Genomic DNA, 23,202 nt, shown 5'->3' on the forward strand with positions numbered 1-23,202 from the left:
ACGGTTCGCCATCAAGTACGGCCCGGAAGCGCCGAAGTTACACCGATCCGTCCCGGATCTTCTCACTTTCCTGCGAGGGAACGACCGACATCCCGCCGTCCCGGGCCTCTGCCGGCCGTGGCGGCTGTGGACGCACGGAGCGCGGCGCGACCGGCGGACGGCGCGGCGGCCTGGTTCCGGCCTGCCGGTTGGCCTCCGCCAACCGCGCCTCGCGCACCCGTTCCCGGGCGCGGGCGCCTTCGCGGTAACGGGCCAGCGCGCCCGCCGCCGCGGAATGGCCCCGCCCCCACAGGCCGATCAAATGGCCGGCTACGCGGCCGGTGGCGCCGCCCGCCCAGACCAGTTCGAATGGCGAGAACAGTTTCCAGCGGTCCTCACCCCACAGGATGCTGCGCGCGATGACCTGGCCGGCCATCGCCGAAGTGTTCAGCCCGTGGCGTCCGAAGCCGCTGGCAACCCACAGCCCTTTGCGCAACTGGCCGATCTGCGGCATGCCGTGCACGGTCACCCCGACCGCGCCGCCGAACACGTCTGATATCGGGACTTTGCCGAGCGCAGGGAAGATGGTGGCAATGCGGCGCTGAATGAGGGGGGCAAAGCGGCGCGGCCGCGCCTCCCAGGTGGTTTCCGGACTCGCCCACATCAGCCGGTCGCCGTCGATGATTCGGAAATGATCGATGCCGTCGCTGTCGGCCACCGAGCCCCTGAAGGCGATCACCTCGCCGAGCCGTTCGCCGAGCGGCTCTGTCACGGCGGCATAGCGCCAGACCGGCAGCAGCGTCTCAGACAGGCGTCGTAACGGGGCGCCGAGATGAACGTTGCCGGCCAGCACGATATGAGAGGCGCGCAGCCGCGCCGACGGCGTCACGATGCGCTTGCGAATGCCCGACGGATCGATGCTGACGACCGGGGTATCTTCGAAAATGCGCGCGCCTGCCCGCCTTGCCTGCGCGGCAAGGCCATCGATGTATTTGCGGCCGTCGATCTGGAACGCGCGCGGATAATAGATGCCGTGGAAATAGCGTGCCGTCCCGAGCTGATCGCGAACGCGATCGACCTGCCATCCCTCGACTTCAGTCTCGAAATCCTCGCTCAGCGTCTGCAGCCGGCTGATCAGCGTCTCGCCGGCATCGACGTTGGAAACCTCCAGCGCGCCTTCAGTGAGCGCAATTCCCGGCATCGCCTCTTCGGTTGCGGCGGCGCGAACGTAATCGGCGCCCTCCTTCGACAGCGCCCACAATTCGCGCGCGTCTTCGATGCCCACGCGCTCGATCAGGTCGCCGATCGGAAGACTGTAGCCCGGCATGACCGTACCGAGTTGATGGCCGGACGCGTTCCAGCCGACATGCCGGCCTTCGAGTACGGCCACGCTGGCGCCGCGTCGCGCGGCCTCCAGCGCTACCGTAAGACCGGCAAGTCCGGCTCCCACCACGCAAATGTCGACATCCAGGTCGAACGAAAGACGCGAGCGAAAAGGGCCGTCGTCGGGGCCGTTGGTCGCACTTGAGAAAGTCTCGGGCATGGCGTTTCTTACGGCCGGCTGCAGCGCTTGTCACCTCGTCCCAGACATGAGCTTGTAGATTAGTCCAGACTAAGACCGAATCGAGATCGCGCCAATGCGCCGTTTGATACTGCTGCGTCACGCCAAGACCGAACACGATGCGCCTTCGGGCCATGACCACGACCGCCGACTCGACGAGCGCGGACGGCGGGATGCCGTCGCTATCGGAACCTGGATCGGCCGGCATCCGCCTTTTCCCGACGCAGTTCTGGTTTCGACCGCGGTGCGGGCGCGGCAGACCTGGGAAATCGCACGCGACGCGATTAAGGATGCAGTGCGGGAACGGCCGCCGAAGCCGCAGGTCGAACTGCTCGATGAACTCTACGGCGCTGAGCCGACGCGGCTCCTGCGGATCATCCGCATGGCCGAGGTCACCGACCCCGCGCGCCTGATGCTGGTCGGCCACAATCCCGGCATGCATGAGCTGGCGCTGATGCTCGCCGGCAGCGGCGACGCGGCGGCGAAGAAGGCGCTTGAGGACAATCTGCCGACCGCGGGACTGGCGATCCTCGACTTTGCCACCGAGGACTGGAGCGAGGTGGCGTTCCGCCGCGGCAAGCTGGTGCGCTTCACCAGCCCGAAATTGCTGAAGCAGGCGCTGGACGATTGAGGTGCGCGGACATCCAGGCTCTCCCGTGCTAAACTCGCCACGATGCAGTTTTCGAGCGAGTTAAGAACAAGTTCGCGTAAAAGAAAGCGCGTCAAAACAAAGGGCTGGAGTCGGGTTCTGACAAATCAGAACCGGACGGGTTGCAGCGGGAGGCTCAGATGTTCAAGTCGATTCTCGTGCCGATCGATCTGGCTGATACCGATCTGGCCAAGCCCGCGATCGCGACCGCCGCAACGCTGTCGCAAACCTGGAGCGGCTCGGTACGATTGCTCAATGTGTTGCCGATGACGCCAGTGATGCTGGCGGAATACGTGCCGGCCGATTTTGACGTCCAGCAGCGCGCGACCTCGGAGGAAGCGCTCGCGATCGTGGCGCAGGAATCCGGCATCGAGGCGCCGCGCATTTCCACCGCAGTGCGGAAAGGCGGCATCTATCACGAGATCCTTGAAGAAGCGGCGGCGGTCAAGGCCGACCTGATCGTGATGACCTCGCACCGGCCGGCGATGCGGACCTATTTTCTCGGCTCCAACGCCGGCCATGTGGTGCGCTATGCCAAGTGCTCGGTGCTGGTGGTCCGCCATTAGGCCACCTGAGTACCGCGCGATTCTGGTGACCCTTCCACCCGTGCAGGACCAGCGCGAGAAGGGACGTCAGCGCCAGCACGGTTCCAAGCCCGATGGCCGGGTCGCTGGAGAGGATCGCCGTGAGCGAGGCGCCACATGCCGCCCCAGCCATTTGGGAGAAGCCGAACAAGGCTGCCGCCAGGCCGGCCTTACTACCGAATGGCGACAGCGCGGCCGCACTCGACAGCGGGCTCGCGATCCCCACCCCGAACAGAAAGATGGAAGCGGCGACGAGAAACAGCAGCAGCGAGTTCCTCACGACCATAGCCGCGAGAAGCAGCGCGACACCTCCTATAACGACCGATACCAGGCCGACCAGCGTCGCATGATAGGAACCGAACCGTGCCGAAAGTCTCGGCGCCAGCATACCTGCTCCAAACACCAGGAAAACAACGGCTGCATACAGCAGACCCAGCATAACCGGGGACAAGCCGAAGCCTTCGAGAAATATGCGTGGCGCGCCTGAGACAACGGCGTACAGGCCGGCCATCAAGAGACCTGCAGTCCTGGCAGGCGCAACGAACCGGGCGTCTCGAAGCAGGCCGAGATAGGAACCGGCAATGTCGAGCGGATGCAGGGAACTGTCGGAGGCCATCTTGGTTTCGCCGACGAATATCGTATACGCCGCCCCGGCGCAGATCGTGAAGATCGCGACAAAAGCAAACTCCGAGCGCCAGCCGAGAAGATGATCAAGCGCACTGCCCACGAGCGGTGAGAACCCCGGGGCAGCGGCCGTCGCGATCGTGATCGATGCCATCACCTTTGCCAGCGCCTGGCCATCAAACAGATCCCGGGCGATGGCGCGCGAGAGCACGGCAGCCGTACATGCGCCGCAAGCTTGCAGCGATCGGCCAACCAGGAGGCCCAACAGATCGCCCGCAAACGCGCACCAGATCGTTCCGAGCACGAAAATGCAGAGCCCGATCAGGATAGGCATTTGCCGTCCAAGTCGGTCCGACAACGGGCCCACAATCAACTGTCCGACGGCAAAAATCGCCAGAAAAACCGTAATGGTCGAAGTGACGGCCGCGCTGGAAACGCGCAGATCGGCCGCTATCACCGACAGCGAGGGCAGAAAGATATTCGTCGAAAGAATTCCCGTAGCTGCAAATGCACAAATCACTGCCCTGGACGCTATTGCTGGTCGCTGCCTGGGCGCGGTCGCAGGCAATTTGCTCAGAACGACTTCGATGCTCATGGCTTGCGTGCCTTCCGCCGATCGGGACGCTGGCCACCTTGAACAGTTGATTGTTGGGTGTCGTCCTACGAATGCCGGAGAAACTCGCAAATCAACATCCGGGCCCGACCGAACGTCGCGCTCAGTCGGTCAGCGGCGTCGCATAGCCGGCGACGAGCTTGACGAGATCTGCCTGCCGCGCGGTGCCCGTCTTTTCGAACAGGCGGCTGACATGCGTCCTGATCGTCGTGTCGGCAACGCCAAATGCGATCGCGACTTCCGGGATACCGCCGACTTCGACGATCGCCAGCAACACGCGAAGTTCGGTCGGCGTCAGCTTGAACGCGCTGCCGATGGCTTGAGGCGCGGACGAGACCGCCAAGGCCGCCTTGCGAACGAACAAAGCCGCGGCAGCGGTATAGACAACACCGGCGCGGCGGCGTGCGCCCGAGGTCAGCGGCAGGGCATGGGCGACATAGCGCTCGCCATCGCTTCCGATCAGAGGAACGGCGATCCCCTTGTTGCCGAGCGCCGCATCGCCCTGCCCTGCAGCCGCAAAGACGTCTCGCAAGGCGCGGTCGACCTGCGCATCATTGGCTGCCAGCCGCCCGCCCACCGAGCTCAGAATGTCGCTGGTGCCGAGAATGGCGTTGCCGGCGGCATTGGCGTGAATGAGGCGTCCTGCCGCATCGACGAGATACATGCCCGCACCAAGCCCGTCGAGCGCATCGACGAATGTCGCCACCTCCGCCGCCTTGAACTCGAACAGCCGCCCGATCAACACGGCGCGCCTGATATGCGGGGCGATCAGCCTCATCTGTCGGCGCGCGTAGTCGTCGACCATGCCGTTTCGCTTGTGGCGGAACACTCCGAAGATGGCTGAGCTGATCACCGTCCTGTCGAGGACCGCGCTCAGGAAATCAACCAGGGCCCTGAGGCTCGGCCCATTGTCGATAAAAGTCGGTCTGAGCATAGTCTGCGAAAGGCATCAGATCGGTGGTGGCAATCGGCACTTCGAGATCGCCGAGAAAGTGCCCCTCCGCAGCCGAATAGATCTGTCGAAAGAGGGCAACGGGCAACGGCCGCTCAAAGCCAACGCTGTGCGGTATCGCGGCGTGCGGCACTCCGACGTCCTTGCAGAAAAGTCCGGCGCCGGAGCCGCCGACAAAAAGGGCGACCCTTTCGAGGGTGCGCTGCCAAAGCGATGGATCAATGGCGGCATCATAAACGATGCCAATCAGGTCACTGAGCTGTTGCTGATTATGGAAAGCGCCTTCGGAGACCGACCGCAGATGTGACACTGTGTTCATTCCGAAACGCTTCCCGGTGCAGGCGTCATGATGCGCGCTTGCGTACTTGCGATGATCCGGGCTCATCGTCGCCTCAAATTATATTGATCCGGTCGCCGGGAATAACAGCCATCCTCCGAATGGAGGATGGCTGTTGGGGCTCAGGCCAATCGCGGTGCCGCGGCGCATCATTACGATCGCGCCTTACCGGCGCGGGATGGCCTGCCCCCGTCAGAAGGCGACGCGTATGCCACCCCTGGCAGTCCCGATGCGGCTCTGGTCGGACATCGCAACGCCTTCCACGGCGCCGAACAGAGCGACGTTCTTGGCGGTGTGGTAGTCGAAGCCGGCGCCGAACACCGCGCCCATCGTACTGCCCTTGCCCGGTGTCGCGAACGAAAGCCCCTGCCCGATCAGCACCGTGTTGACGGTGGTGTCGCCGACGCGTTGCTGCGCGATCACGCCGCCATGGACACTGGTCTTCAGGCTGTGATCGCCGCCGAAGAAGCTCGTCGTCTTCGACACTTCGAGTTGGCCGCGCTCCTCGAAATTCTGCAGGGTGCGGCTGCCCACCGTCAGCCCCTGCGCCGAACCCGTCTCGGAGTAGCCATCGAAGAAGCCCGCGACATAGCGCACGCGCGCCGTGGGCGTCAGCACATAGCCGTTGCCTATCTGGTAGCGCATGCCATAGGCCAGTTCCGGACTGATGAACCAGCCGTCGTATCGCGCCTTCGCCGTCTCCGCAGCACCGTTGTTCAACACCAGCCGGTCCGACTTGTTGGAGGAGCTGCCGCCCTGCACCGTGAAATCGAAGAACTGAGCGGCCCATTCGAAGCGGCTGTAGGCGCCGGCGAACAAATAATCGGTATCGACATGCTGCGAGCCGAGATCGACCGACAGCCGTCCCGAGCCGCCGCCGATGAAGGCGCCGACCAGCCAATCCGGCCGCACCCTGCGGTCGATGCCCAAGGCGCTGCTCCAGGCGGTGTTGGTGGCGCGCAAGGTGGCGCTGGTCTCGTCCTGGGTGCGCTGACCGCCGAAACTATTGGCCCATACCGTGATCGGCGCAGCGTTGCTCCAGCCGGCAGCGCTGGGAGCCTTGACGAAGCGCCCGGCATCGGTGCTCTCCGGCGCGTATGCCATCGCCATCATCGATCCGTTCGCCGACGGCGGCGCACCGTTCAGCCGGCCCTGCACCAGCGACGACACGCCGCCGGTGAAATCCATCACCGCGCGATCGGCCAGCGCCAGCGCGGTCGGATCGAGGGTTGCGAGCGTCGTCCCGGCCGAGACCGCCGGATTGTTGTTGCCGGTGGAGAAGCTGGTGTTGAGGACACCCGTGAAATTTATGAAAGTTGGAAGCGCCACTGACGTCAGTGACGACACCCGGGTTTTGGGCGCGCTGATCGCAACGTTAACGATGTCGTCGCCAAAACCCATGTCGACCACGCCGACGATGCGCGAACCGGTCCGCAATGTCAGCGTGTCGGCGGCGGAGGTCAGCTTGATTGCGGTACCGCCAGTGCCGACGATGCTACCGGAATTGTCGATGGTGCTGCCGTTACCAAAGGAAAGGATGCCAACGTCGCCCGACACCGTGCCGGAATTGGCTATCGTGCCCCGGTCAACAAGGATGCCGCTAAGCGCTCCCGAAATGCTGCCGGAATTGGTGATGGTCGCAGCGTGTGCCGCCACACCGAACCTGCCTCCCGCAATCGAGCCGGAATTGATGCCCTTGACGTTGTCGCCGAAAACAGCCGATTCGCCGCCAGACATGGCGCCCGAGTTGACGAGATCGATATTGTTCGCGCTGATCGCTCTATTGCTGCCGGAGATATTGCCGGAATTAGTGAGGTTGACGACGCCGGCCGAGAGCGCGATGTCGCGCGAGATGATGCTACCGGAATTGGTGACGTCGATCCTGCCATTACCGCCGTTTCCGGCGGCGATGCCGAATACGCCACCGGAGATGATGCCGCCGTTGTTCACGGTCGTGCGCGTGAAGGCAGTGATGCCGCTGTTCCCGCCCGAGATGGTGCCGGAATTCACCACGTTGGCGACGTCGCCTCCCCGAATGCCGGTGCCGTCTACAGCCGTGGCCTCGATGGTGCCCGCGTTCTCTACACTGGCGACACGGGCGGAAATGCCGAGCTGCCCACCCGAGATGGTGCCGCGGCCGGCATTGTTCACGCTAGCGGTATCACCCTCGATGGCGGCGCTGCTTGCTCCCGCGATCGTGCCGGAGTTGTTCACGTTCAGGGAACCGAGGGAGACAACGCCTCCACGAGCACCCGCAATGATGCCGGTGTTGCGCGTCACGTTGATGTTGCCGCCATCGCGACTGACACTGACAATGCCAAAATTGTTGCCTGAGATGGTGCCGGCATTCGCTACGTTCGCGAGCGTCGTGACGTCGATGCCAGCGAATCCGCCCGAAATGGTGCCGGCGTTAGCCACATCCGCGAAGGTGAAAGTCCTGATGCCCGCCAGCCCACCCGAAATGGCGCCCGAGTTGTTCACAACGGCGGTGGCAGCCGCGATACCGTCCGCGTTGGCCGAGATTGTGCCCGTATTGACTACCTCGGCATTGGCAGCACCGATCCCGATGCCGACACCGTTTGTGCCCGGCGCCAAGATACTGCCGGCATTGTTCACCCGGGCGGTTTCGGCATTGATCCCAATCGCCCCACCCGAAATCGTGCCGGTAACCCTATTAATGGTATCGGCGAAGGTGGCGCTAATGCCGATACCGCTGACGCCGGTCGCCGTTATCGCGCCAGCATTGTCCACCTTGGCGGTGACAGCGCGGATGCCCTGCACCTCACCCGAGATGGTGCCGGTCGACCTGTTGATCACGTCGCCGAAGGTATTCGCAAGGATGCCGGCGCCGTCTGTGCGCGTCGCCAATATCGAGCCGGCATTATCTACTTTGGCAGTACCGGCGGCGATGCCCGCTTCCTCGGCCAATATGGTACCGGAGTTCGTCACGGTGGCGGGGCCCACGGCAATGATACCGGCTGTAGCGGCAATAGTGCCGAAATTATTAACCGTGCCGTCGTTAAATACCAAGCCAATGTCGGTTCCGGCCACCAGGCCACCAGACAGGACGTTGATGGTGTTGCCGCTATCGGTAAAGCTGCCGTAACCGTCAAAGCCATTTGCATTGGTCGTCGTCCCGGTACAGGTGACGGTGACATTGCTGGCCGGCGATGCCGGATCGCACGCGGCCTCGGCGCGGTCCACCGGTGCGGCCAGGGCAATCAACGGCGCCAGCCCGATTGCGTGTCGCAGCATAGAATGGGGTTGAGCCAACAATTTCATTTCCATCTCCAGATTCGTTCGATTTCGCGCTGATCGTTGGGGTACCGATCGCGCACGAAGTCCGCGTCCTACGAACCTGGGAGATGACGACCCGCTTCCTTTCTATTCGGGGTAGTGAGCTATTTTAGCCACGCTGCGTGATCGCGCGTTGCGCGGTACGCGATCCGACAAACAATTTCGGCCCGGTCGATCGACCGGGCCGTTTGATGTGCAGAGCGATTAATCCGGGCACTTCACATGATGCGCCCGAAATCCGGATCGACGGTGCCGCGCACGGCCGATTCAATCCGGCTGTGTTCGATCCCGATGTCGCGGAGCGCACGGTCGTCCAGTTCGCTCAGGGTTTGGATGGCGTAGCGGCGCGGGAAATTAATAATGATCACACATGGCCGGCGCGGGATGGCCTGCCCCCCGTCAGAAGGCCACACGAATTCCTCCCCTGGCAGTCCCGATGCGGCTCTGGTCGGACATCGCAACGCCTTCCACGGCGCCGAACAGAGCGACGTTCTTGGCGGTGTGGTAGTCGAAGCCGGCGCCGAACACCGCGCCCATCGTACTGCCCTTGCCCGGTGTCGCGAACGAAAGCCCCTGCCCGATCAGCACCGTGTTGACGGTGGTGTCGCCGACGCGTTGCTGCGCGATCACGCCGCCATGGACACTGGTCTTCAGGCTGTGATCGCCGCCGAAGAAGCTCGTCGTCTTCGACACTTCGAGTTGGCCGCGCTCCTCGAAATTCTGCAGGGTGCGGCTGCCCACCGTCAGCCCCTGCGCCGAACCCGTCTCGGAGTAGCCATCGAAGAAGCCCGCGACATAGCGCACGCGCGCCGTGGGCGTCAGCACATAGCCGTTGCCTATCTGGTAGCGCATGCCATAGGCCAGTTCCGGACTGATGAACCAGCCGTCGTATCGCGCCTTCGCCGTCTCCGCAGCACCGTTGTTCAACACCAGCCGGTCCGACTTGTTGGAGGAGCTGCCGCCCTGCACCGTGAAATCGAAGAACTGAGCGGCCCATTCGAAGCGGCTGTAGGCGCCGGCGAACAAATAATCGGTATCGACATGCTGCGAGCCGAGATCGACCGACAGCCGTCCCGAGCCGCCGCCGATGAAGGCGCCGACCAGCCAATCCGGCCGCACCCTGCGGTCGATGCCCAAGGCGCTGCTCCAGGCGGTGTTGGTGGCGCGCAAGGTGGCGCTGGTCTCGTCCTGGGTGCGCTGACCGCCGAAACTATTGGCCCATACCGTGATCGGCGCAGCGTTGCTCCAGCCGGCAGCGCTGGGAGCCTTGACGAAGCGCCCGGCATCGGTGCTCTCCGGCGCGTATGCCATCGCCATCATCGATCCGTTCGCCGACGGCGGCGCACCGTTCAGCCGGCCCTGCACCAGCGACGACACGCCGCCGGTGAAATCCATCACCGCGCGATCGGCCAGCGCCAGCGCGGTCGGATCGAGGGTTGCGAGCGTCGTCCCGGCCGAGACCGCCGGATTGTTGTTGCCGGTGGAGAAGCTGGTGTTGAGGACACCCGTGAAATTTATGAAAGTTGGAAGCGCCACTGACGTCAGTGACGACACCCGGGTTTTGGGCGCGCTGATCGCAACGTTAACGATGTCGTCGCCAAAACCCATGTCGACCACGCCGACGATGCGCGAACCGGTCCGCAATGTCAGCGTGTCGGCGGCGGAGGTCAGCTTGATTGCGGTACCGCCAGTGCCGACGATGCTACCGGAATTGTCGATGGTGCTTCCTTTGGTGAAGGTTGTCCGGACGCCGATATCGCCCGAGATGGTACCGGAATTGGTAATGGCAGCACTAGCCGCAAAGATGCCGGTCTCCGCTCCCGATATGCTGCCGGAGTTGGCGACAATCGAATCTCCCGCGTCCATCCCGAATCTACCTCCGGCGATCCTACCCAAATTCACGATGTTGACGTTACCACCCAGAATGGCGGATTCGCCGCCCGACATGACACCCGAATTGACGAGATTGATATCGTTCGCGCTGATCGCTCTGTTGCTGCCGGAGATATTGCCGGAATTGTTGACGTTGATGGTGCCGGACGCGAGAGCGATGTCGCGCGAGGTGACGCTGCCGGAATTGGTGAGGTCGATCGTGCCATTACCGCCGTTTCCGGCCGCGATGCCGAACACACCGCCGGAGATCATACCGCCGTTTCGCACAGTCGCGCGCGTGAAGGCGGTGATGCCGGCGTTCCCTCCCGAGATGGAGCCGGAATTGATGACATCCGCGGTGGCTTGAGCGCGGATACCTTTGCCGCTCACATTCTCGCCCGATATGTTGCCTGCATTATTTACCCTAGTGGCGCCGGCGCTGACGCCGGCGTCATTTCCTAAAATGATGCCAGAATTGTTCACCGTGGCATCTGCGGCGCTAATCGCGATTCCGCCCGCAATCGTCGCGCGGATCAGGCCGGTGCTTGAATTGGTTACATCGACCGCGCTCCCGCTGCTGATCGCTTGTGTGATACCGAAGAGGTTGCCCGAATTAATCACCTTGTCCGGGCTACCGCCGATGGCCTCCACGCCCGTAATCGTGCCTGTGTTGTTGATGGCACCACCGGAAAATCGCACGGTCTGGCCAAACGATGAGATCAGGCCGTCGTTATTGATAGTGCCGTCGACAACAGCAATCGCAGATGTTCCTCCGAATATCCTGCCTGTCGCGAAGTTGTTGATAGTAGCACTAGTGATGGCATTGATGCCGATACCGGCCGCATCGGTCGCTGCAATGCGGCCCGCATTGTCGATCCTGACGGTGGCGGCTTCGATGCCAGCGTGAAAACCAGAGATGTTGCCGCTAACCCCGTTGGCCACATTGACCTCGGCATCAGACCGAATGCCAAACGCTGCAAGCCCAACAATGTCGCCTGTATTGGCAACGTTAAGAGATTTGAGGCTTGATATACCGTCGATATCGCCCCTGATGGTGCCGGTGTTGGAGATTTCGCCGATTCCGCCGTCCCTAAGAAAACTGACACCGGCACCTCCGCCCGAGATAGTGCCCGCATTAGACACCTTGGCTTGATCGACAATCAGAACACCATCACTACCGGTGATGGTGCCGCTTTGCGCGTTCGTCACCTCGCCGCTTTGCAGTTCAACGCCGACTCGCAGTCCGGAGATAATCCCAGAGTTGTTTACAGCCCCTAACAATGCCCCAAAAATTCCGCTGGAGCCTCCCGCAATGGATCCGGAATTGTTGACGGTTCCGCGGCTAAACGTCAGGCCATGGCGCGTTCCTGTCACCGAGGCGCCGGAAGCGACGTTGATGGTGTTGCCGGTATCGGTATCCGTGCCATAACCGTCGGTACCGTTGGCGTTAGTCGTGGTACCCGCGCAGGTGATGGTGGAATTGTTGACCGGCGACGTCGGATCACATGCCGCCTGAGCGCGATCGAACGCCGCGATCGGCGCGACCAGCGGCGCCAGCGCGATGGCGTGCCGCAACATAAGGTGGCTTGCGCGTAACAAGGTCATTTCCATCTCCAGATTCGCTCGGTTCCGTTGCGTTGATCGTTCACGTACCGATCGCGCACGAAGTCGGCGTCCTACGAACCTAGGAGACGGCCACGGGTCTTCATTCTATTCTGGTAGTGGGATATTTTAGCCACGCATGCGCCATTGAACGCCGCCCGGGAGGCTCGCTCGGTTCAACGGAGCGGCGCACGACGCAAGTCGGCCCGATCGATTGACCGGGCCGTTGGCATTGCAGATCGATGAAGCCGAACGCGTCTCACATCATTCGCCCGTACATCGGATCGATGACGCCGCGCACGGCCGCTTCAATTTGGCTGCGCTCGACCCCGATGTCGCGGAGTGCGCGATCATCCAACTCACCTAGTGTTTTGACGGCCTCGCGGTGCGCAAAATGAGTAACGATGGCGTTCACCCAGCGTCCGAGCAGGCCGAAAAATCCGACCGGGCCCTTCCTGGAAGCAGGCTGACCTGCCGTCTGGGATATCGTCGTCATCGTTCTTCTCCTTGCTTTCGCGCGCAAAGCGCTACCGCCGACGCAAACGCTGTCCGAGCGCTTGCACCTATTGAGCTCTGATTGCTTGCACCTCTCTCAGTGCAATCACGGGCTTGATGGGTTCAAAATGATCCGATACACTTCTCGGTGCAAGGAAAACATTGCTCTCGGTGCAATAATGTCGAAGTTCGAGTATTTGAAGCTTGCCGATACCGTCGCCGCCGAGATCGCCAACGGCGCGCTTAAGCCCGGCGATCGCCTGCCGCCGCAGCGCAGCTTCGCCTATCAGCGCAAGATCGCCGTCTCGACCGCGAGCCGCGTCTACACCGAGCTGTTGCGCCGCGGCCTGGTGGTCGGCGAAGTCGGGCGCGGCACGTTCGTTTCGGGCGAGACGCGCCGCGGTATCGCCATGCCGGCAGAGCCGCGCGGCGCGCGCATCGATCTGGAAGTCAATTATCCAATATTGCCGACGCAATCGGCGATGATCGCGAGAAGCCTTGCAGGGCTGGAACGCCCCGAAGTGCTCGATCTCGCGTTGCGGCACTCGACCACGGCAGGCACGCTGGCGGCGCGGACCATTTCCGCCGAGTTTCTCTCCCGCGAGGACTGGTCTCCCGCCCCCGATCAACTCGTCTTCACGGCGAACGGGCGGCAATGTATTGCCGCGGCGCTAGCGGCGGTGGTGCCGAGCGGCGGCCGCTGCGGCGTCGAGGCGCTGACTTATCCGTTCATCAAGGACATCGCCGTCAGGCTTGGCGTGACGCTGGTGCCGCTTGCGATGGATGAGAACGGCGTTCGCCCGGACGCGGTGCAGAAGGCTCACCGCGAAGCGCATTTGTCGGCGCTGTACGTTCAGCCGACGATTCAAAACCCGCTCGGCATGACCATGCCAGCGGCGCGCCGCGCCGATTTGCGGCGCGTGGTCGAGAAGCTCGGCCTCACCGTCATCGAGGATACGGTCTACGGCTTTCTTGACGAAGAAACCCCGATGGCCGCGCTCGCGCCGGATAGTTGCATCACGCTCGACAGCCTGTCGAAGAAGGTGGCGCCCGGCCTTGCACTCGGCTTCATCGTGTCGCCGCCGCGGCTGCGCGAACGCGTGATGTCCGCGGTTCGATCGGGCGGATGGACGGCTTCGGGATTTGCGTTCGCCGCCGGACAACGATTGATGGCGGACGGCACGGTTGCCGAACTGTCACGCCTGAAACGCATCGATGCGGCACGGCGCCAGCAGATGGCGGCCAAATACCTGGCCGGATTCGAGGTCCAGGCCAACGTCAAATCCTACCATCTCTGGCTGAACTTGCCCCAGCACTGGCGCTCGCAGACATTCGTCGCCGCTGCGGCCCGGCGCGACATCGCGTTGACCCCTTCGACCACCTTCGCGGTAAGTCCAGGCCACGCCCCCAACGCTGTCCGCCTGGCGCTCGGCGCTCCCAGCACCGAACAGCTCGAACTGGCGCTGCGAACGTTGTCGGGAATGCTGACGGCGAAAGAAGACGTCGATACGACCGAGTAGAACTATCGGTCGCCTGCCGGGCCTGCCGGCCATTCCGCGATGAAGCCCCTCGCCTGGTACGGCTCGATCTTGTCCCATTCCTGGAGCATGCGGCGGCTGAATTCGGCGTCGGTGTGCCAGAGCGCCCGCGGCGTTGTGAAACTGTCGACCATGACCAGCATCTTCTCCACTTCCGGCCAGTGTCGGTGCAGCGTCATCGGATAGCGGCGCGCGGTCCATGTATTACCGAGGCAGATCACGCTTCGGATGTTGGCAAGGCCGAGCGCAGCGTCGATGATCGGCAGCGAAAAGATCACGTTTTCGCCGGTGTTCATCGCGCGGTCCTCTCTCAGGATGATATCGGCCGGAACGCCCCGCGCGATCATGGCATCCGCAATGACCTCGCATTCCGACAAATCCGATCCCGGCGTCACGCCGCCGCTTACGATCGCCCAGCGAAAATATCCGTCGCGCCACAGCCTGCAGGCTTCATCAACGCGCTCCTCGACATCCTCGCGCGTTCCGAATACGAACAGCAGATCGGCCGGCCGTAACGGCGTCTCGATCAGATGCCGCGTGTTGATCGCGGCAATCTCGGCCTCAGTTGGCGATCGCCTGTTTCGATCCGTCACGGCAGTTCGTCTGATAGCGAAAACGGTCCGATCATCATGCCGTGCGTCACGCGTCCGGCGAAGTCACATTTCATTTCGCCGGATTGCGAGGCGCCGCCGGCAGCAACGTCTCGGGCAGCTCATCGAACGTGTAGAGCCGGGGCTTGTTGCGCCAGATGAAGCCGCCCATCTGCCATCCGAACAGGGCGGCGAACCCGACCAGAAACAAAGCGCCCGCGAATTCACCCGTAGCGACTGCGCGCGCGAGCAATCCTGCGATCGCGATCGCGACCAACGCCAATAGCAGACAGCCGCCGGCATAGGTCATCGGCCCGATGCCGCCGACCAACGCGACCGTGCCGCGCGCGGCCTTCAGGCGCGCATGCAATTGCTCGATAAAGGCGCGGTAATCGCGGTCCTGCGGCGTCATCAGCACGACCGTGTGCCAGCTTGTCGAAAAAGCGGTGATGCGCTGGCCGCTCTTGTGTTCGATGTCGGCGCGAAACCGGCGCGACTGCATCGACATTGGCCGGTAGGAGAGACGCACAGCCACGATATCGACGTACGGCCAGATCCCGGCCTTTCCCCTCGCCTGCCACGACAGCCCTTCATCCCTGAGTTCGAATTCATGCGCCGATCCGACCAGCGATGCCTTGTAAACATAGCGGGTTCCGGGCGTGCCCTCCCCTGCTGTCGTGGCCTGTTCCGTTAATGAAGGGGGCAATTCAAAAATCCCGTTGTCGGTTGAGTGCGGCCTGCTTGCGCGGCGAGCTGGCTTTACCTTACAAGCGGGCCATGGCCGATACGACTTATTTTCCGCGTCGCCTGATCCTGGCCGGCGCGATTGTTTCCGGAGTGCTGCTGGCGCTGGCCGTGCACATGCTGGGCGCGCGTTACGGGCTCGATCTCGGGGGCCTGTGGCGAACCGACACAAGCGAATTCATGCCCGCGGGCGCGGCAATCGCGTGGTGGCTGATCGCGACAGTGGGCTTTTCCGGCGGCTATTCTACCGCCAACCTGATGCACAGCGCGGCCTCGGGCCAAATTCCGCAGCGGATGCGACAATTCCTGATCGCGGTCGGCGTGCTGATCCTTGCCGGCGCCGGACAGGCCGCCTCGGCGCCGAGCCCGGTCCCGACCGTGTCGGGCGTGCTCGCCGGCCTTGCGGCCTTGTGCCTCGGCGCCGTGATGGCATTCTGCGGCGCGCATTTCGCGCTGCGCAAGGCTTAGAGAAGCAAGACTTGAGAAACTAAGCGACGACCCGCGCCCGTGGCTTCGATAGCATCGTTTCCACTTCGGCAGCGGGGCGCGGCGGGCTGAACAGATAGCCTTGCGCCTGCGTGCAGCCCTCCTGGCGCAAGAGGTCGAACTGCGCGTCGGTCTCGACGCCTTCAGCCGTGGTGATGATACCCAGGCTCTTGCCGAGGCCGGTCACGGCGCGGACGATCGCCATCGAATCATCGCGCGTCGCCAGTTCGGTGATGAACGAGCGATCGATCTTGATCTTGTCGAACGGGAAGCTGCGCAGGTAACTGAGGGACGAATATCCGGTTCCGAAGTCGTCGAGCGAAATCCGGACGCCGAAGGCGCGAAGCTCGTGCAGAACCGAGAGCGTGGCCTCGCTGCTCTGCAGCAGCACCGATTCCGTGATCTCGAGCTCGAGCCGGTGCGCCGGAAGACCCGAGGCTTTCAGCGCCTCCGTCACCGTCGATACCAGATTGGGATTCTTGAACTGCACCGGCGACAGATTGACGGCGACGCCGACCTCCTGCGACCAATGGGCCGCGTCGAGGCAGGCTCGGCGCAACACCCAGTCGCCGATCGGCACGATCAGGCCGGTTTCCTCTGCCAGCGGAATGAAGTTGGCCGGAGAGATCATGCCGCGGAGCGAATGATTCCACCGCACCAGCGCTTCGAAACCGACGACGACATCTTTGGCGACGTCGCGGATCGGCTGGTAATAGACTTCGAATTCTCCGCGCTGCAGCGCGGCGCGCAAGTCGAGCTCCAGGAGCCGCCTTGCCTGCGCGCGGGCGTCCATCCCGGTCTCGAAGAAGCGGTAGGTGCCGCGGCCGTCCTCCTTGGCGCGGTAGAGCGCGAGGTCGGCCTTCTTGAGGAGCTCGTCGGGGTTCTTGCCGTCCTCCGGCGCCAGCGAAATGCCGATGCTGACCCCGATGACGAGTTGATGGCCGGCAATCTCGTAAGGCGCGGAAACCTTCTCGACCACGTGGCTGGCGAGCAAGGAAACGGCGGACGGGTCGCAATCGTTGCAGAACTGCACGATCGCGAATTCGTCCCCACCCAGCCTCGCCACCGTGTCATTCTCGGTGATGCATTCGCCGAGACGGCGGGCGACTTCTTTCAAAAGCGCATCGCCGACTGGATGGCCGAGCGAATCGTTGATGTCCTTGAAGTGGTCGAGGTCGAGACAGAGCACCGCAAGCTGATCGCTGCGTTTGGCGAGCCGCAACGCCTTCTCGAGTTGCTCGCGGAACAACGTCCGGTTCGGCAGATTGGTCAGCGCGTCATGGCGCGCCATGTGGGAAATCTGTTCCTGGGCAGCCTGCCATTCGGTGATGTCCTCGAACGTCGCGACCCATCCGCCGCCCTTCATCGGCTGGTCGACGACGCGGAGCGAACGTCCGTTGCGGCCGATCGACTTGGTCACGGTGTTGCCGGCCTTGGCATCCGCTACCACCGCGGCGAAGAATTCATCGGGATCGCCGTCCCATTCGCCGACCGATTTCAGTTCGCGCAGAACGTCGATCAGCAACCGGCCTTGCAGTGGCATGCCGGACCGGTCCATCAACTCGACGTAGCGTTGGTTGAATAGCAGGATGCGGCCGTCCGCATCGAACATGCAAAGTCCCTGCGACATGTTGTCGAGCGCGGTGTCGAGCAGGACTTTCTGTTGATGCAGCTCGCCCTTGGCGCGGCGATCGATCATGGCCGCCAGCAGCGATAGCCCGAGGATAGCGAACGCCGCCACCGCTGTCAGGAAGGAAAGCGCGGTCGGTGAAATCGACAGCCCGTCGGTCCCGAGCGTCGGGTCGGGAATCAGCGTGACGGCGCCCATCGCCGTGAAATGATGCGAAACGATGGCAACCGTCAGCAGTCCGGTGGCGCCCATGGTATAAACGGGATCATCGCGACGCACGGCAACAAGAAGTGCCATGGCGGCAAACACGCTGCCAAAAACGATCGAGGCCACAACGATGCCGGGCGACCACACAATGAACGCCGGAAGCTCGAGTGCGGCCATGCCGGTATAATGCATCGCGGCGACGCCCGCGCCAATCACGGCACCACCAATCGCAACCACCGGCCACAGTGCGCTCGACAGCGCAATGCACAGACCGACAGCGACGATGCCTATCGCGAAGACCAGCGACAACAGCGTAATGGGAATGCTGTATCCGGCTCCGGCGCCGGGATCGTAGGCCAGCATCGCGACGAAATGGGTGGCCCAGATTCCGCAGCCGCCGACCGCTGCGTCGAGGCCGATCCAGATCGCGCGCGTACGGCCGCGCGAGGCCCTGGCACGATGAAACAGACTGATGGCGACTGCGCTGGCGAGCCAGCAAATGGCACCGGCGAGCACGACCAGACGCCAGTCATGCTCGGCAGTGAGGCAAGTTAGGACGCGGTACATACAGACCCCCGAAGGCCTGTAACAGCACCCTATTGGTATATTTGGCGTAACCGCCGCGACGCAGTTGCGCGGATGGTGAACAAACGCTTTTTGGCATGCCAGGCATGCCGGCACGGAGACGCCGCGCGAGCCACTTGACCGCGCGGCGTTTTGCCTCAATGGCGCGATGAATCAGCTTGCGGCTCGCAGGTTAACCTTGCCTTCCGCCAGCGAGGTCAGCTTCTTGTCGACCGTCTTTTCCTCATCGAGCGTCTTCTGCAGGATGCTGGCGCAATCGTTGCGGCCGAGCTGCCGTGCCCACGCGACCAGGCTGCCGTAACGGGTGATTTCGTAGTGCTCGGCAGCCTGCGCGGCGTTGATCAGGGCCGCGTCCAACACGGCCTTATCAGCGATCTCGCCCGCGACATCATCGGCTTCCTCGATGATGCCGTCGATCGCCGGGCAATCGACCGCCTTCACCTCGGCGCCGTGCATACGGAATATCTCTTCGAGGCGCTGCACATGCGTCTTGGTTTCGTCGAGATGGCTCAGGAATCCTTGCTTGAGCTGCTTGTCGGTGGCCTTTTCGGCCATTTTTGGCAGCGCTTTCACGAGCTGCTTCTCGGCATAGTAGATATCCTGCAATTGATGGACGAACAGGTCGTTCATGGTCTTGATGTCTTTGGTGAACAGTCCCATTGCGGTTCTCCTTCATTTGGGAACACGCAGGGCGCAGGCCTCGTGCTGGCCGGGCGCGCGCTTCATGTTCGGTGCTGTTAGAGGCTAACTTGCTTGCGAAAAGGACGTTCCTGAAAGCCGCGAAAACGCCGCGATGGAACGGACGGAACGGCGCGGCAAAAAGTGCCCGCGGAACGGACCTCGTTGCGACTCAAATTCGTTAACGCCGCGACATATGTATGGCGTATGACAAAGGCGGCGAACGACGCCAAAAGGCATGCTTGTCAAGGGCTGCACAACGGCCCGGTTTTGGCTTATGGGTTTCGCGCACGGTGCCTCTGACCGTCGACTGTCACCCGTCGTGACAGGCCCCATCTTTACGTACTGCCGCCCCGCCGGGAGGATGAATGCATCGGCTGCTGACCGCGCTCAGGCGTGGCTTCAAGGAGAAGGTCGGCTGGAAACGGCTGGGAATTGTCGCGAGTCTTCTCATCATAGCTCTTGCGATCACCCATCTGGTGCGCACCCTCAAGGGCGTCGACACCGGGGTCATTCTGACTGCGCTGACCGAAATCGCACCGCATCGCATCGCGCTGGCTGCGCTGTGCGTGGTGGGAGCGTTTTGCACGCTGACTTTCTATGATTTCTTTGCCTTGCGAACCATTGGCAAGACGCACGTGCCCTATCGCATCGCCGCGCTGTCGAGCTTCACGAGCTACACCATCGGCCACAATATCGGCGCCACCGTGTTTACCGGCGGCGCGATCAGGTTCCGGATCTATTCGGACTACGGTCTGACGGCGATCGATGTCGCAAAAATCTGCTTCCTCTCGGGCCTCACCTTCTGGCTCGGCAATCTGTTCGTGCTCGGCCTGGGCATGGCTTGGCATCCCGAGGCGGCGTCGGCGATGGACCTGTTGCCGCCGGCCATGAACCGCTTGATCGCGATCGGCTGCCTTGCCGGCATCGCCGCCTATTTCGTCTGGCTATTGATGGGCGAGGGCCGCCGCGAACTCGGCCAGAACGGCTGGAAGGTCGTGTTGCCCTCCGCCCGGCTGACGCTGCTGCAGATCCTCATCGGCGTCGTCGATCTCGGCTTCTGCGCGCTGGCGATGTATCTGTTGATGCCGATGGCGCCGCACATCGATTTCGTTTCGCTGGCGGTGGTATTCATCCTGGCGACGCTGCTCGGTTTTGCCAGCCATGCGCCCGGCAGCATCGGCGTGTTCGACGCGGCGATGCTGGTGGCGCTGCCACAGTTCGGCAGGGAAGAATTGCTGGCGACGCTGGTGGTGTTCCGGATCCTCTACTTCCTGATCCCCTTCGGCATCTCGATTTCGATCATGGGGACGCGCGAAGTCTGGCTCAGCGTGGTGCAGCCCTGGCAGGAACGGCGCCGGCTCAGCGAAGCCTGTACGGCCAAGGCCAGGGTGCGGCAACCGATCAAGGGCCGGCAACCCTGAAGCTGGTAACGGCGTCGTTATCTGCGCCGTCTGGTGTTTTGGGCCGGAGCTGCCTCATTCTCTTATTTCTGCCTTACCACTAACGTCAAACGACGCCATGGCTGGAATTCTCCTACGTTCGATGATGTCGGCCGCGCTGCTTGCCGGCGTGCTGACTGGAATAGTCACGTCCGCGGCGGAAGCCCAGACCGCCGGCGGCTACGGGCCGCTGCAGATTTCCTGGGAGGTGCGTAACCGCTTCCGCCTGTTCCGCGAGGAGCGGGATTTCCTGCTGCATGCCGAAACCGGACGCGGCCGCAGCGTGCTGGCTTCGGAGCAGGTGCTGGCGATCCAGAGCGACGGCCGCGGCTGGGCGCGCAACACCGTGAACCGGCTCTGTATCGATCTTGCAGGCCGCGTCAGCGAGCCCTGCACGCGCGACAACACCAAAGAAAGCTATCTGACGCCGATCGATCATCCGGTCGTGATCCGTCTGACGGGCCCGGTGCCGGTCGGCGCGACCTGCGCCTGGACGGTCGACGACGGCGACGGCCCGCAAACTTCCACTTTCGACTGCGCCGAACCGGTCAATCTCCGCGTCCGCTATGGCCGCACCACAGTCGTGACCGCCGACATATCCAGCTCCGAGGGCAGTCAGCGCGCTTTCACCGAGATCGCGGTACGCGACATCTTCATCGCGGGTCTCGGCGACAGCATCGCGTCCGGCGAGGGAAATCCGGACCGTCCCATTGCGCTCGCTGATGAAGGTTTTTGCTTCCGCTCCTATCTCGGAACAGCGGCCTCGCAATATTACCGGCCGAGCCGCGCGGGGTATAAAGGCGGACGGGCCTGCGAGGCGCCCGATTCCCTCGCCGTATTGCAGCGGCAGAGCGCGCTCTGGTTCAACCCTGCCTGCCACCGTTCGCTGTACAGCTATCAGACCCGGACCGCACTGGCCCTTGCCATACGATATCCGCACATCGCGGTGACCTATCTGCCGCTGGCCTGCACGGGCGCCACGATTGCCGATGGGCTGTTCGGCTCGCAGCGCGCCCGCGACTGCTTGCCGTCGAAATCGGGCGGTGCGTGCCAGGGCACCGTCAACGGGCAACTAGCCGAACTGCGTGAAGCCGTGACTGCCGCGAAACGCCGCCAGCCGGACCGCCAGCTCGACTTGGTGCTGCTGTCGATCGGCGCCAACGACATCTACTTTTCCGGCCTTGTCGCTGACGTCATCGTGGACACGACGACCGAACGCGCGCTGTTTCGGCGCAGCGGCGTGATGGCCTCGGTGGACGACGCACGCAGTGCGATGACGCGGGACCTGCCGCAGGGCTTTGCCAAGCTGCGCGAGGCGCTGAAGCCGCTTCTCGGCGGCGACCTGTCGCGGGTGGTCTACACCGCCTACGCCAATCCGACGCTGTCGAATGGCGGCGCGCCCTGCCCCGGCGGACGCGCCGGCTTCGACATTCATCCCTCGTTCAATGCCCAGCCGCAGCGGCTGGCGGCCGTGTCGAACTTCGTCGAAAGCGAATTCCTGCCGCAGTTGCGAGCGCTGGCGCTCTGTGAGGGCGGCATCCTGTGCCGCAATCCGCGCGCCGACCGCATGACCTTCGTCGACAGCCATCAAGCCAGTTTTGCCAATCACGGCTTCTGCGCACGCGCCGAAAACGACCCCGAATTCGACCGGCAATGTTTCTCGGCGACCGGCGACAGCTTCGATCCCGATCTCGTCACCGCCGCCAACCAGCCAATGCTGTGCGGCCGCAGCGCCGGCGAGTACCGCGCCTATCTACCGCGGGCGCGCTGGATCCGCGACGCCAACGACAGCTACTTCGCCGCGATGACCTACCCGCAGGGCCTGCCGGCGTCGCAGCAGCCATCCGATATTCATGATGCGACCTGGGGCGTCTTGTCCGCGGTCTATGGCGGCGCGGTGCATCCGAGCGCCGAGGGCCACGCCGCGATGGCCGATGCCGCCGTGCCGGCGGCCGCGGCCGTGCTGCAGCTCGATGCGGCGGTGCCTGAAGTCACCTCACAACCAATGCAGCCGATACCGGTTTTGCCGGGCGTGCCACGTCCGCCAGGCAGAACCGGATTGAACTAGCGTGCAGGTGCAGTAACTGGCGCCGGCGCCGTGGTCTTCTTGGGCGCTGCCGGGGCCTTTGCCGAACCTGCGGGTTGCTTCGTGACCGCGGCATGCGCCGGCAGATATTTTGCGATGACAGCAGGATCGACCTGCGCCAGCGCCGTATCAGGCAGCCGGGTCCATACTTCATCCTTGCCGAACAGCGAAATGCCGAGATAGCCGCGCATCGTCAGCGTCTGCCCATCGGGACTGAGCGTCATCTTCGCCTTGTAGATCTTGCCATCGCGCGGATCGAGCACGTTGCCATTCTCGTACTTCAATCCCTCGCGCTTCATGTCGCGGATGAAGGAGAGCCCGAGCCACGGCGCATCCTTTCGATCGTCAGTGCATTTCGAGCAGGTCGGATTGGGAGCATCGCCGGGTTCGGAAAAGAGCTTGGCGAACGCGCCTTCGAAGGTGCCGTTGCGATCGACGACGAGAAACCATCCGACCGGCTTGCCCTTCTCGACCTTCTCCCACAGCCCGGCGGCAGAAGGTTCCGCCGGCTGCGCGGCGAGTTCACCGGCGAACGCGAGCCCGATCAGAAGCGGGAGTATCAGTTGAAATCCGGCCAGCTTGCGCATCGTCATCACCTGATCAATTCGCTAGAGGAATGGCCGCAGACTAAGGCCATTTCGCGGACGGTTC

General features: G+C 63.2%; 18 protein-coding genes and 1 pseudogene. 6 read left to right on the forward strand and 13 right to left on the reverse strand.

Features of this window, described 5'->3' with window-relative positions; all coding sequences use genetic code 11:
* Positions 1–37: 37 nt before the first annotated feature.
* On the reverse strand, positions 38–1,522 hold the full coding sequence (locus tag V1290_RS07285) for an NAD(P)/FAD-dependent oxidoreductase (protein WP_334363749.1): 1,485 nt from the start codon (positions 1,520–1,522) through the stop codon (positions 38–40).
* A 94-nt stretch (positions 1,523–1,616) separates the two neighbouring features.
* On the opposite strand from V1290_RS07285, the gene V1290_RS07290 reads away from it, so the two are divergent.
* Positions 1,617–2,171: a SixA phosphatase family protein gene (locus V1290_RS07290; protein ID WP_334363750.1), complete on the forward strand. Its 555-nt coding sequence runs from the start codon at positions 1,617–1,619 to the stop codon at positions 2,169–2,171.
* A 158-nt stretch (positions 2,172–2,329) separates the two neighbouring features.
* Positions 2,330–2,755 (forward strand): universal stress protein, encoded by a 426-nt coding sequence (locus tag V1290_RS07295; RefSeq protein ID WP_334363751.1) that lies wholly within the window; start codon positions 2,330–2,332, stop codon positions 2,753–2,755.
* 115 nt (positions 2,756–2,870) lie between these two features.
* On the opposite strand, the pseudogene V1290_RS07300 reads toward V1290_RS07295, so the two are convergent.
* The 7 genes and pseudogenes from V1290_RS07300 to V1290_RS07330 form a co-directional block, all read right to left on the reverse strand.
* A pseudogene (locus tag V1290_RS07300) lies at positions 2,871–3,992 on the reverse strand (Bcr/CflA family efflux MFS transporter); the annotation flags it as partial.
* 121 nt (positions 3,993–4,113) lie between these two features.
* Positions 4,114–4,863 (reverse strand): helix-turn-helix transcriptional regulator, encoded by a 750-nt coding sequence (locus tag V1290_RS07305; RefSeq protein WP_334363752.1) that lies wholly within the window; start codon positions 4,861–4,863, stop codon positions 4,114–4,116.
* Between the two features lie 28 nt (positions 4,864–4,891).
* Positions 4,892–5,347, reverse strand: a complete 456-nt coding sequence (locus V1290_RS07310) for a hypothetical protein (protein WP_334363753.1) — start codon at positions 5,345–5,347, stop codon at positions 4,892–4,894.
* Between the two features lie 144 nt (positions 5,348–5,491).
* Positions 5,492–8,581, reverse strand: coding sequence for an autotransporter outer membrane beta-barrel domain-containing protein (locus tag V1290_RS07315; protein WP_334363754.1), 3,090 nt, complete (start codon positions 8,579–8,581; stop codon positions 5,492–5,494).
* 233 nt (positions 8,582–8,814) lie between these two features.
* On the reverse strand, positions 8,815–9,009 hold the full coding sequence (locus V1290_RS07320) for a DUF1127 domain-containing protein (protein ID WP_442894971.1): 195 nt from the start codon (positions 9,007–9,009) through the stop codon (positions 8,815–8,817).
* Positions 8,996–12,073, reverse strand: a complete 3,078-nt coding sequence (locus tag V1290_RS07325; protein WP_334363756.1) for an autotransporter outer membrane beta-barrel domain-containing protein — start codon at positions 12,071–12,073, stop codon at positions 8,996–8,998. The genes V1290_RS07320 and V1290_RS07325 overlap by 14 nt, the downstream gene beginning before the upstream one ends.
* A 256-nt stretch (positions 12,074–12,329) precedes the next feature.
* The gene (locus tag V1290_RS07330; protein ID WP_334363757.1) at positions 12,330–12,566 is read right to left on the reverse strand and encodes a DUF1127 domain-containing protein; all 237 of its coding nucleotides are present in this window, start codon (positions 12,564–12,566) and stop codon (positions 12,330–12,332) included.
* 178 nt (positions 12,567–12,744) lie between these two features.
* Between V1290_RS07330 and V1290_RS07335 the strand changes: the two genes are divergently transcribed.
* On the forward strand, positions 12,745–14,085 hold the full coding sequence (locus V1290_RS07335; RefSeq protein ID WP_334363758.1) for an aminotransferase-like domain-containing protein: 1,341 nt from the start codon (positions 12,745–12,747) through the stop codon (positions 14,083–14,085).
* A 2-nt stretch (positions 14,086–14,087) separates the two neighbouring features.
* Here V1290_RS07335 and V1290_RS07340 read toward each other — a convergent pair whose 3' ends face one another.
* Both V1290_RS07340 and V1290_RS07345 read right to left on the reverse strand, forming a co-directional pair.
* Complete coding sequence (locus V1290_RS07340) at positions 14,088–14,696, reverse strand: YdcF family protein (protein WP_334363760.1); 609 nt, start codon at positions 14,694–14,696, stop codon at positions 14,088–14,090.
* A 70-nt stretch (positions 14,697–14,766) separates the two neighbouring features.
* Complete coding sequence (locus V1290_RS07345; protein ID WP_334363761.1) at positions 14,767–15,399, reverse strand: hypothetical protein; 633 nt, start codon at positions 15,397–15,399, stop codon at positions 14,767–14,769.
* A gap of 71 nt (positions 15,400–15,470) precedes the next feature.
* Between V1290_RS07345 and V1290_RS07350 the strand changes: the two genes are divergently transcribed.
* Positions 15,471–15,905: a hypothetical protein gene (locus tag V1290_RS07350; RefSeq protein WP_334363762.1), complete on the forward strand. Its 435-nt coding sequence runs from the start codon at positions 15,471–15,473 to the stop codon at positions 15,903–15,905.
* Between the two features lie 19 nt (positions 15,906–15,924).
* Here the strand turns inward: V1290_RS07350 and V1290_RS07355 are convergent, their stop codons facing one another.
* Together V1290_RS07355 and V1290_RS07360 are read right to left on the reverse strand one after the other, a co-directional pair.
* Positions 15,925–18,327, reverse strand: coding sequence for an EAL domain-containing protein (locus V1290_RS07355; RefSeq protein ID WP_334363764.1), 2,403 nt, complete (start codon positions 18,325–18,327; stop codon positions 15,925–15,927).
* Between the two features lie 171 nt (positions 18,328–18,498).
* Positions 18,499–19,005 (reverse strand): YciE/YciF ferroxidase family protein, encoded by a 507-nt coding sequence (locus tag V1290_RS07360; RefSeq protein ID WP_334363765.1) that lies wholly within the window; start codon positions 19,003–19,005, stop codon positions 18,499–18,501.
* 386 nt (positions 19,006–19,391) lie between these two features.
* Here V1290_RS07360 and V1290_RS07365 point away from each other — a divergent pair, with 386 nt between their 5' ends.
* Entirely contained in the window at positions 19,392–20,447 is a 1,056-nt protein-coding gene (locus V1290_RS07365; RefSeq protein ID WP_334363766.1) for a lysylphosphatidylglycerol synthase transmembrane domain-containing protein, read from the forward strand.
* A gap of 97 nt (positions 20,448–20,544) precedes the next feature.
* Positions 20,545–22,533 carry a hypothetical protein gene (locus V1290_RS07370; protein WP_334363767.1) on the forward strand — a complete coding sequence of 663 codons (1,989 nt, stop codon included), beginning with the start codon at positions 20,545–20,547 and terminating at the stop codon, positions 22,531–22,533.
* On the opposite strand, the gene V1290_RS07375 is transcribed toward V1290_RS07370, so the two are convergent.
* A complete protein-coding gene (locus tag V1290_RS07375; protein ID WP_334363768.1) occupies positions 22,530–23,138 on the reverse strand; it encodes a DUF2147 domain-containing protein in 609 nt (202 codons plus the stop codon). The two genes, V1290_RS07370 and V1290_RS07375, sit on opposite strands and share 4 nt — an antisense overlap.
* Positions 23,139–23,202: the final 64 nt, after the last annotated feature.

The organism is Bradyrhizobium sp. AZCC 1578 (genome assembly GCF_036924675.1).
Lineage (GTDB): Bacteria > Pseudomonadota > Alphaproteobacteria > Rhizobiales > Xanthobacteraceae > Bradyrhizobium.

Bases quoted from the DNA above. Each gene is read 5' to 3' on its own strand.
- V1290_RS07285 (WP_334363749.1), bottom strand. From the start codon at position 1,522: ATGCCCGAGACTTTCTCAAGTGCGACCAACGGCCCCGACGACGGCCCT.
- V1290_RS07290 (WP_334363750.1), top strand. From the start codon at position 1,617: ATGCGCCGTTTGATACTGCTGCGTCACGCCAAGACCGAACACGATGCG.
- V1290_RS07295 (WP_334363751.1), top strand. From the start codon at position 2,330: ATGTTCAAGTCGATTCTCGTGCCGATCGATCTGGCTGATACCGATCTG.
- V1290_RS07310 (WP_334363753.1), bottom strand. From the start codon at position 5,347: ATGAGCCCGGATCATCGCAAGTACGCAAGCGCGCATCATGACGCCTGC.
- V1290_RS07315 (WP_334363754.1), bottom strand. From the start codon at position 8,581: ATGAAATTGTTGGCTCAACCCCATTCTATGCTGCGACACGCAATCGGG.
- V1290_RS07325 (WP_334363756.1), bottom strand. From the start codon at position 12,073: ATGACCTTGTTACGCGCAAGCCACCTTATGTTGCGGCACGCCATCGCG.
- V1290_RS07330 (WP_334363757.1), bottom strand. From the start codon at position 12,566: ATGACGACGATATCCCAGACGGCAGGTCAGCCTGCTTCCAGGAAGGGC.
- V1290_RS07335 (WP_334363758.1), top strand. From the start codon at position 12,745: ATGTCGAAGTTCGAGTATTTGAAGCTTGCCGATACCGTCGCCGCCGAG.
- V1290_RS07350 (WP_334363762.1), top strand. From the start codon at position 15,471: ATGGCCGATACGACTTATTTTCCGCGTCGCCTGATCCTGGCCGGCGCG.
- V1290_RS07355 (WP_334363764.1), bottom strand. From the start codon at position 18,327: ATGTACCGCGTCCTAACTTGCCTCACTGCCGAGCATGACTGGCGTCTG.
- V1290_RS07360 (WP_334363765.1), bottom strand. From the start codon at position 19,005: ATGGGACTGTTCACCAAAGACATCAAGACCATGAACGACCTGTTCGTC.
- V1290_RS07365 (WP_334363766.1), top strand. From the start codon at position 19,392: ATGCATCGGCTGCTGACCGCGCTCAGGCGTGGCTTCAAGGAGAAGGTC.
- V1290_RS07370 (WP_334363767.1), top strand. From the start codon at position 20,545: ATGGCTGGAATTCTCCTACGTTCGATGATGTCGGCCGCGCTGCTTGCC.
- V1290_RS07375 (WP_334363768.1), bottom strand. From the start codon at position 23,138: ATGCGCAAGCTGGCCGGATTTCAACTGATACTCCCGCTTCTGATCGGG.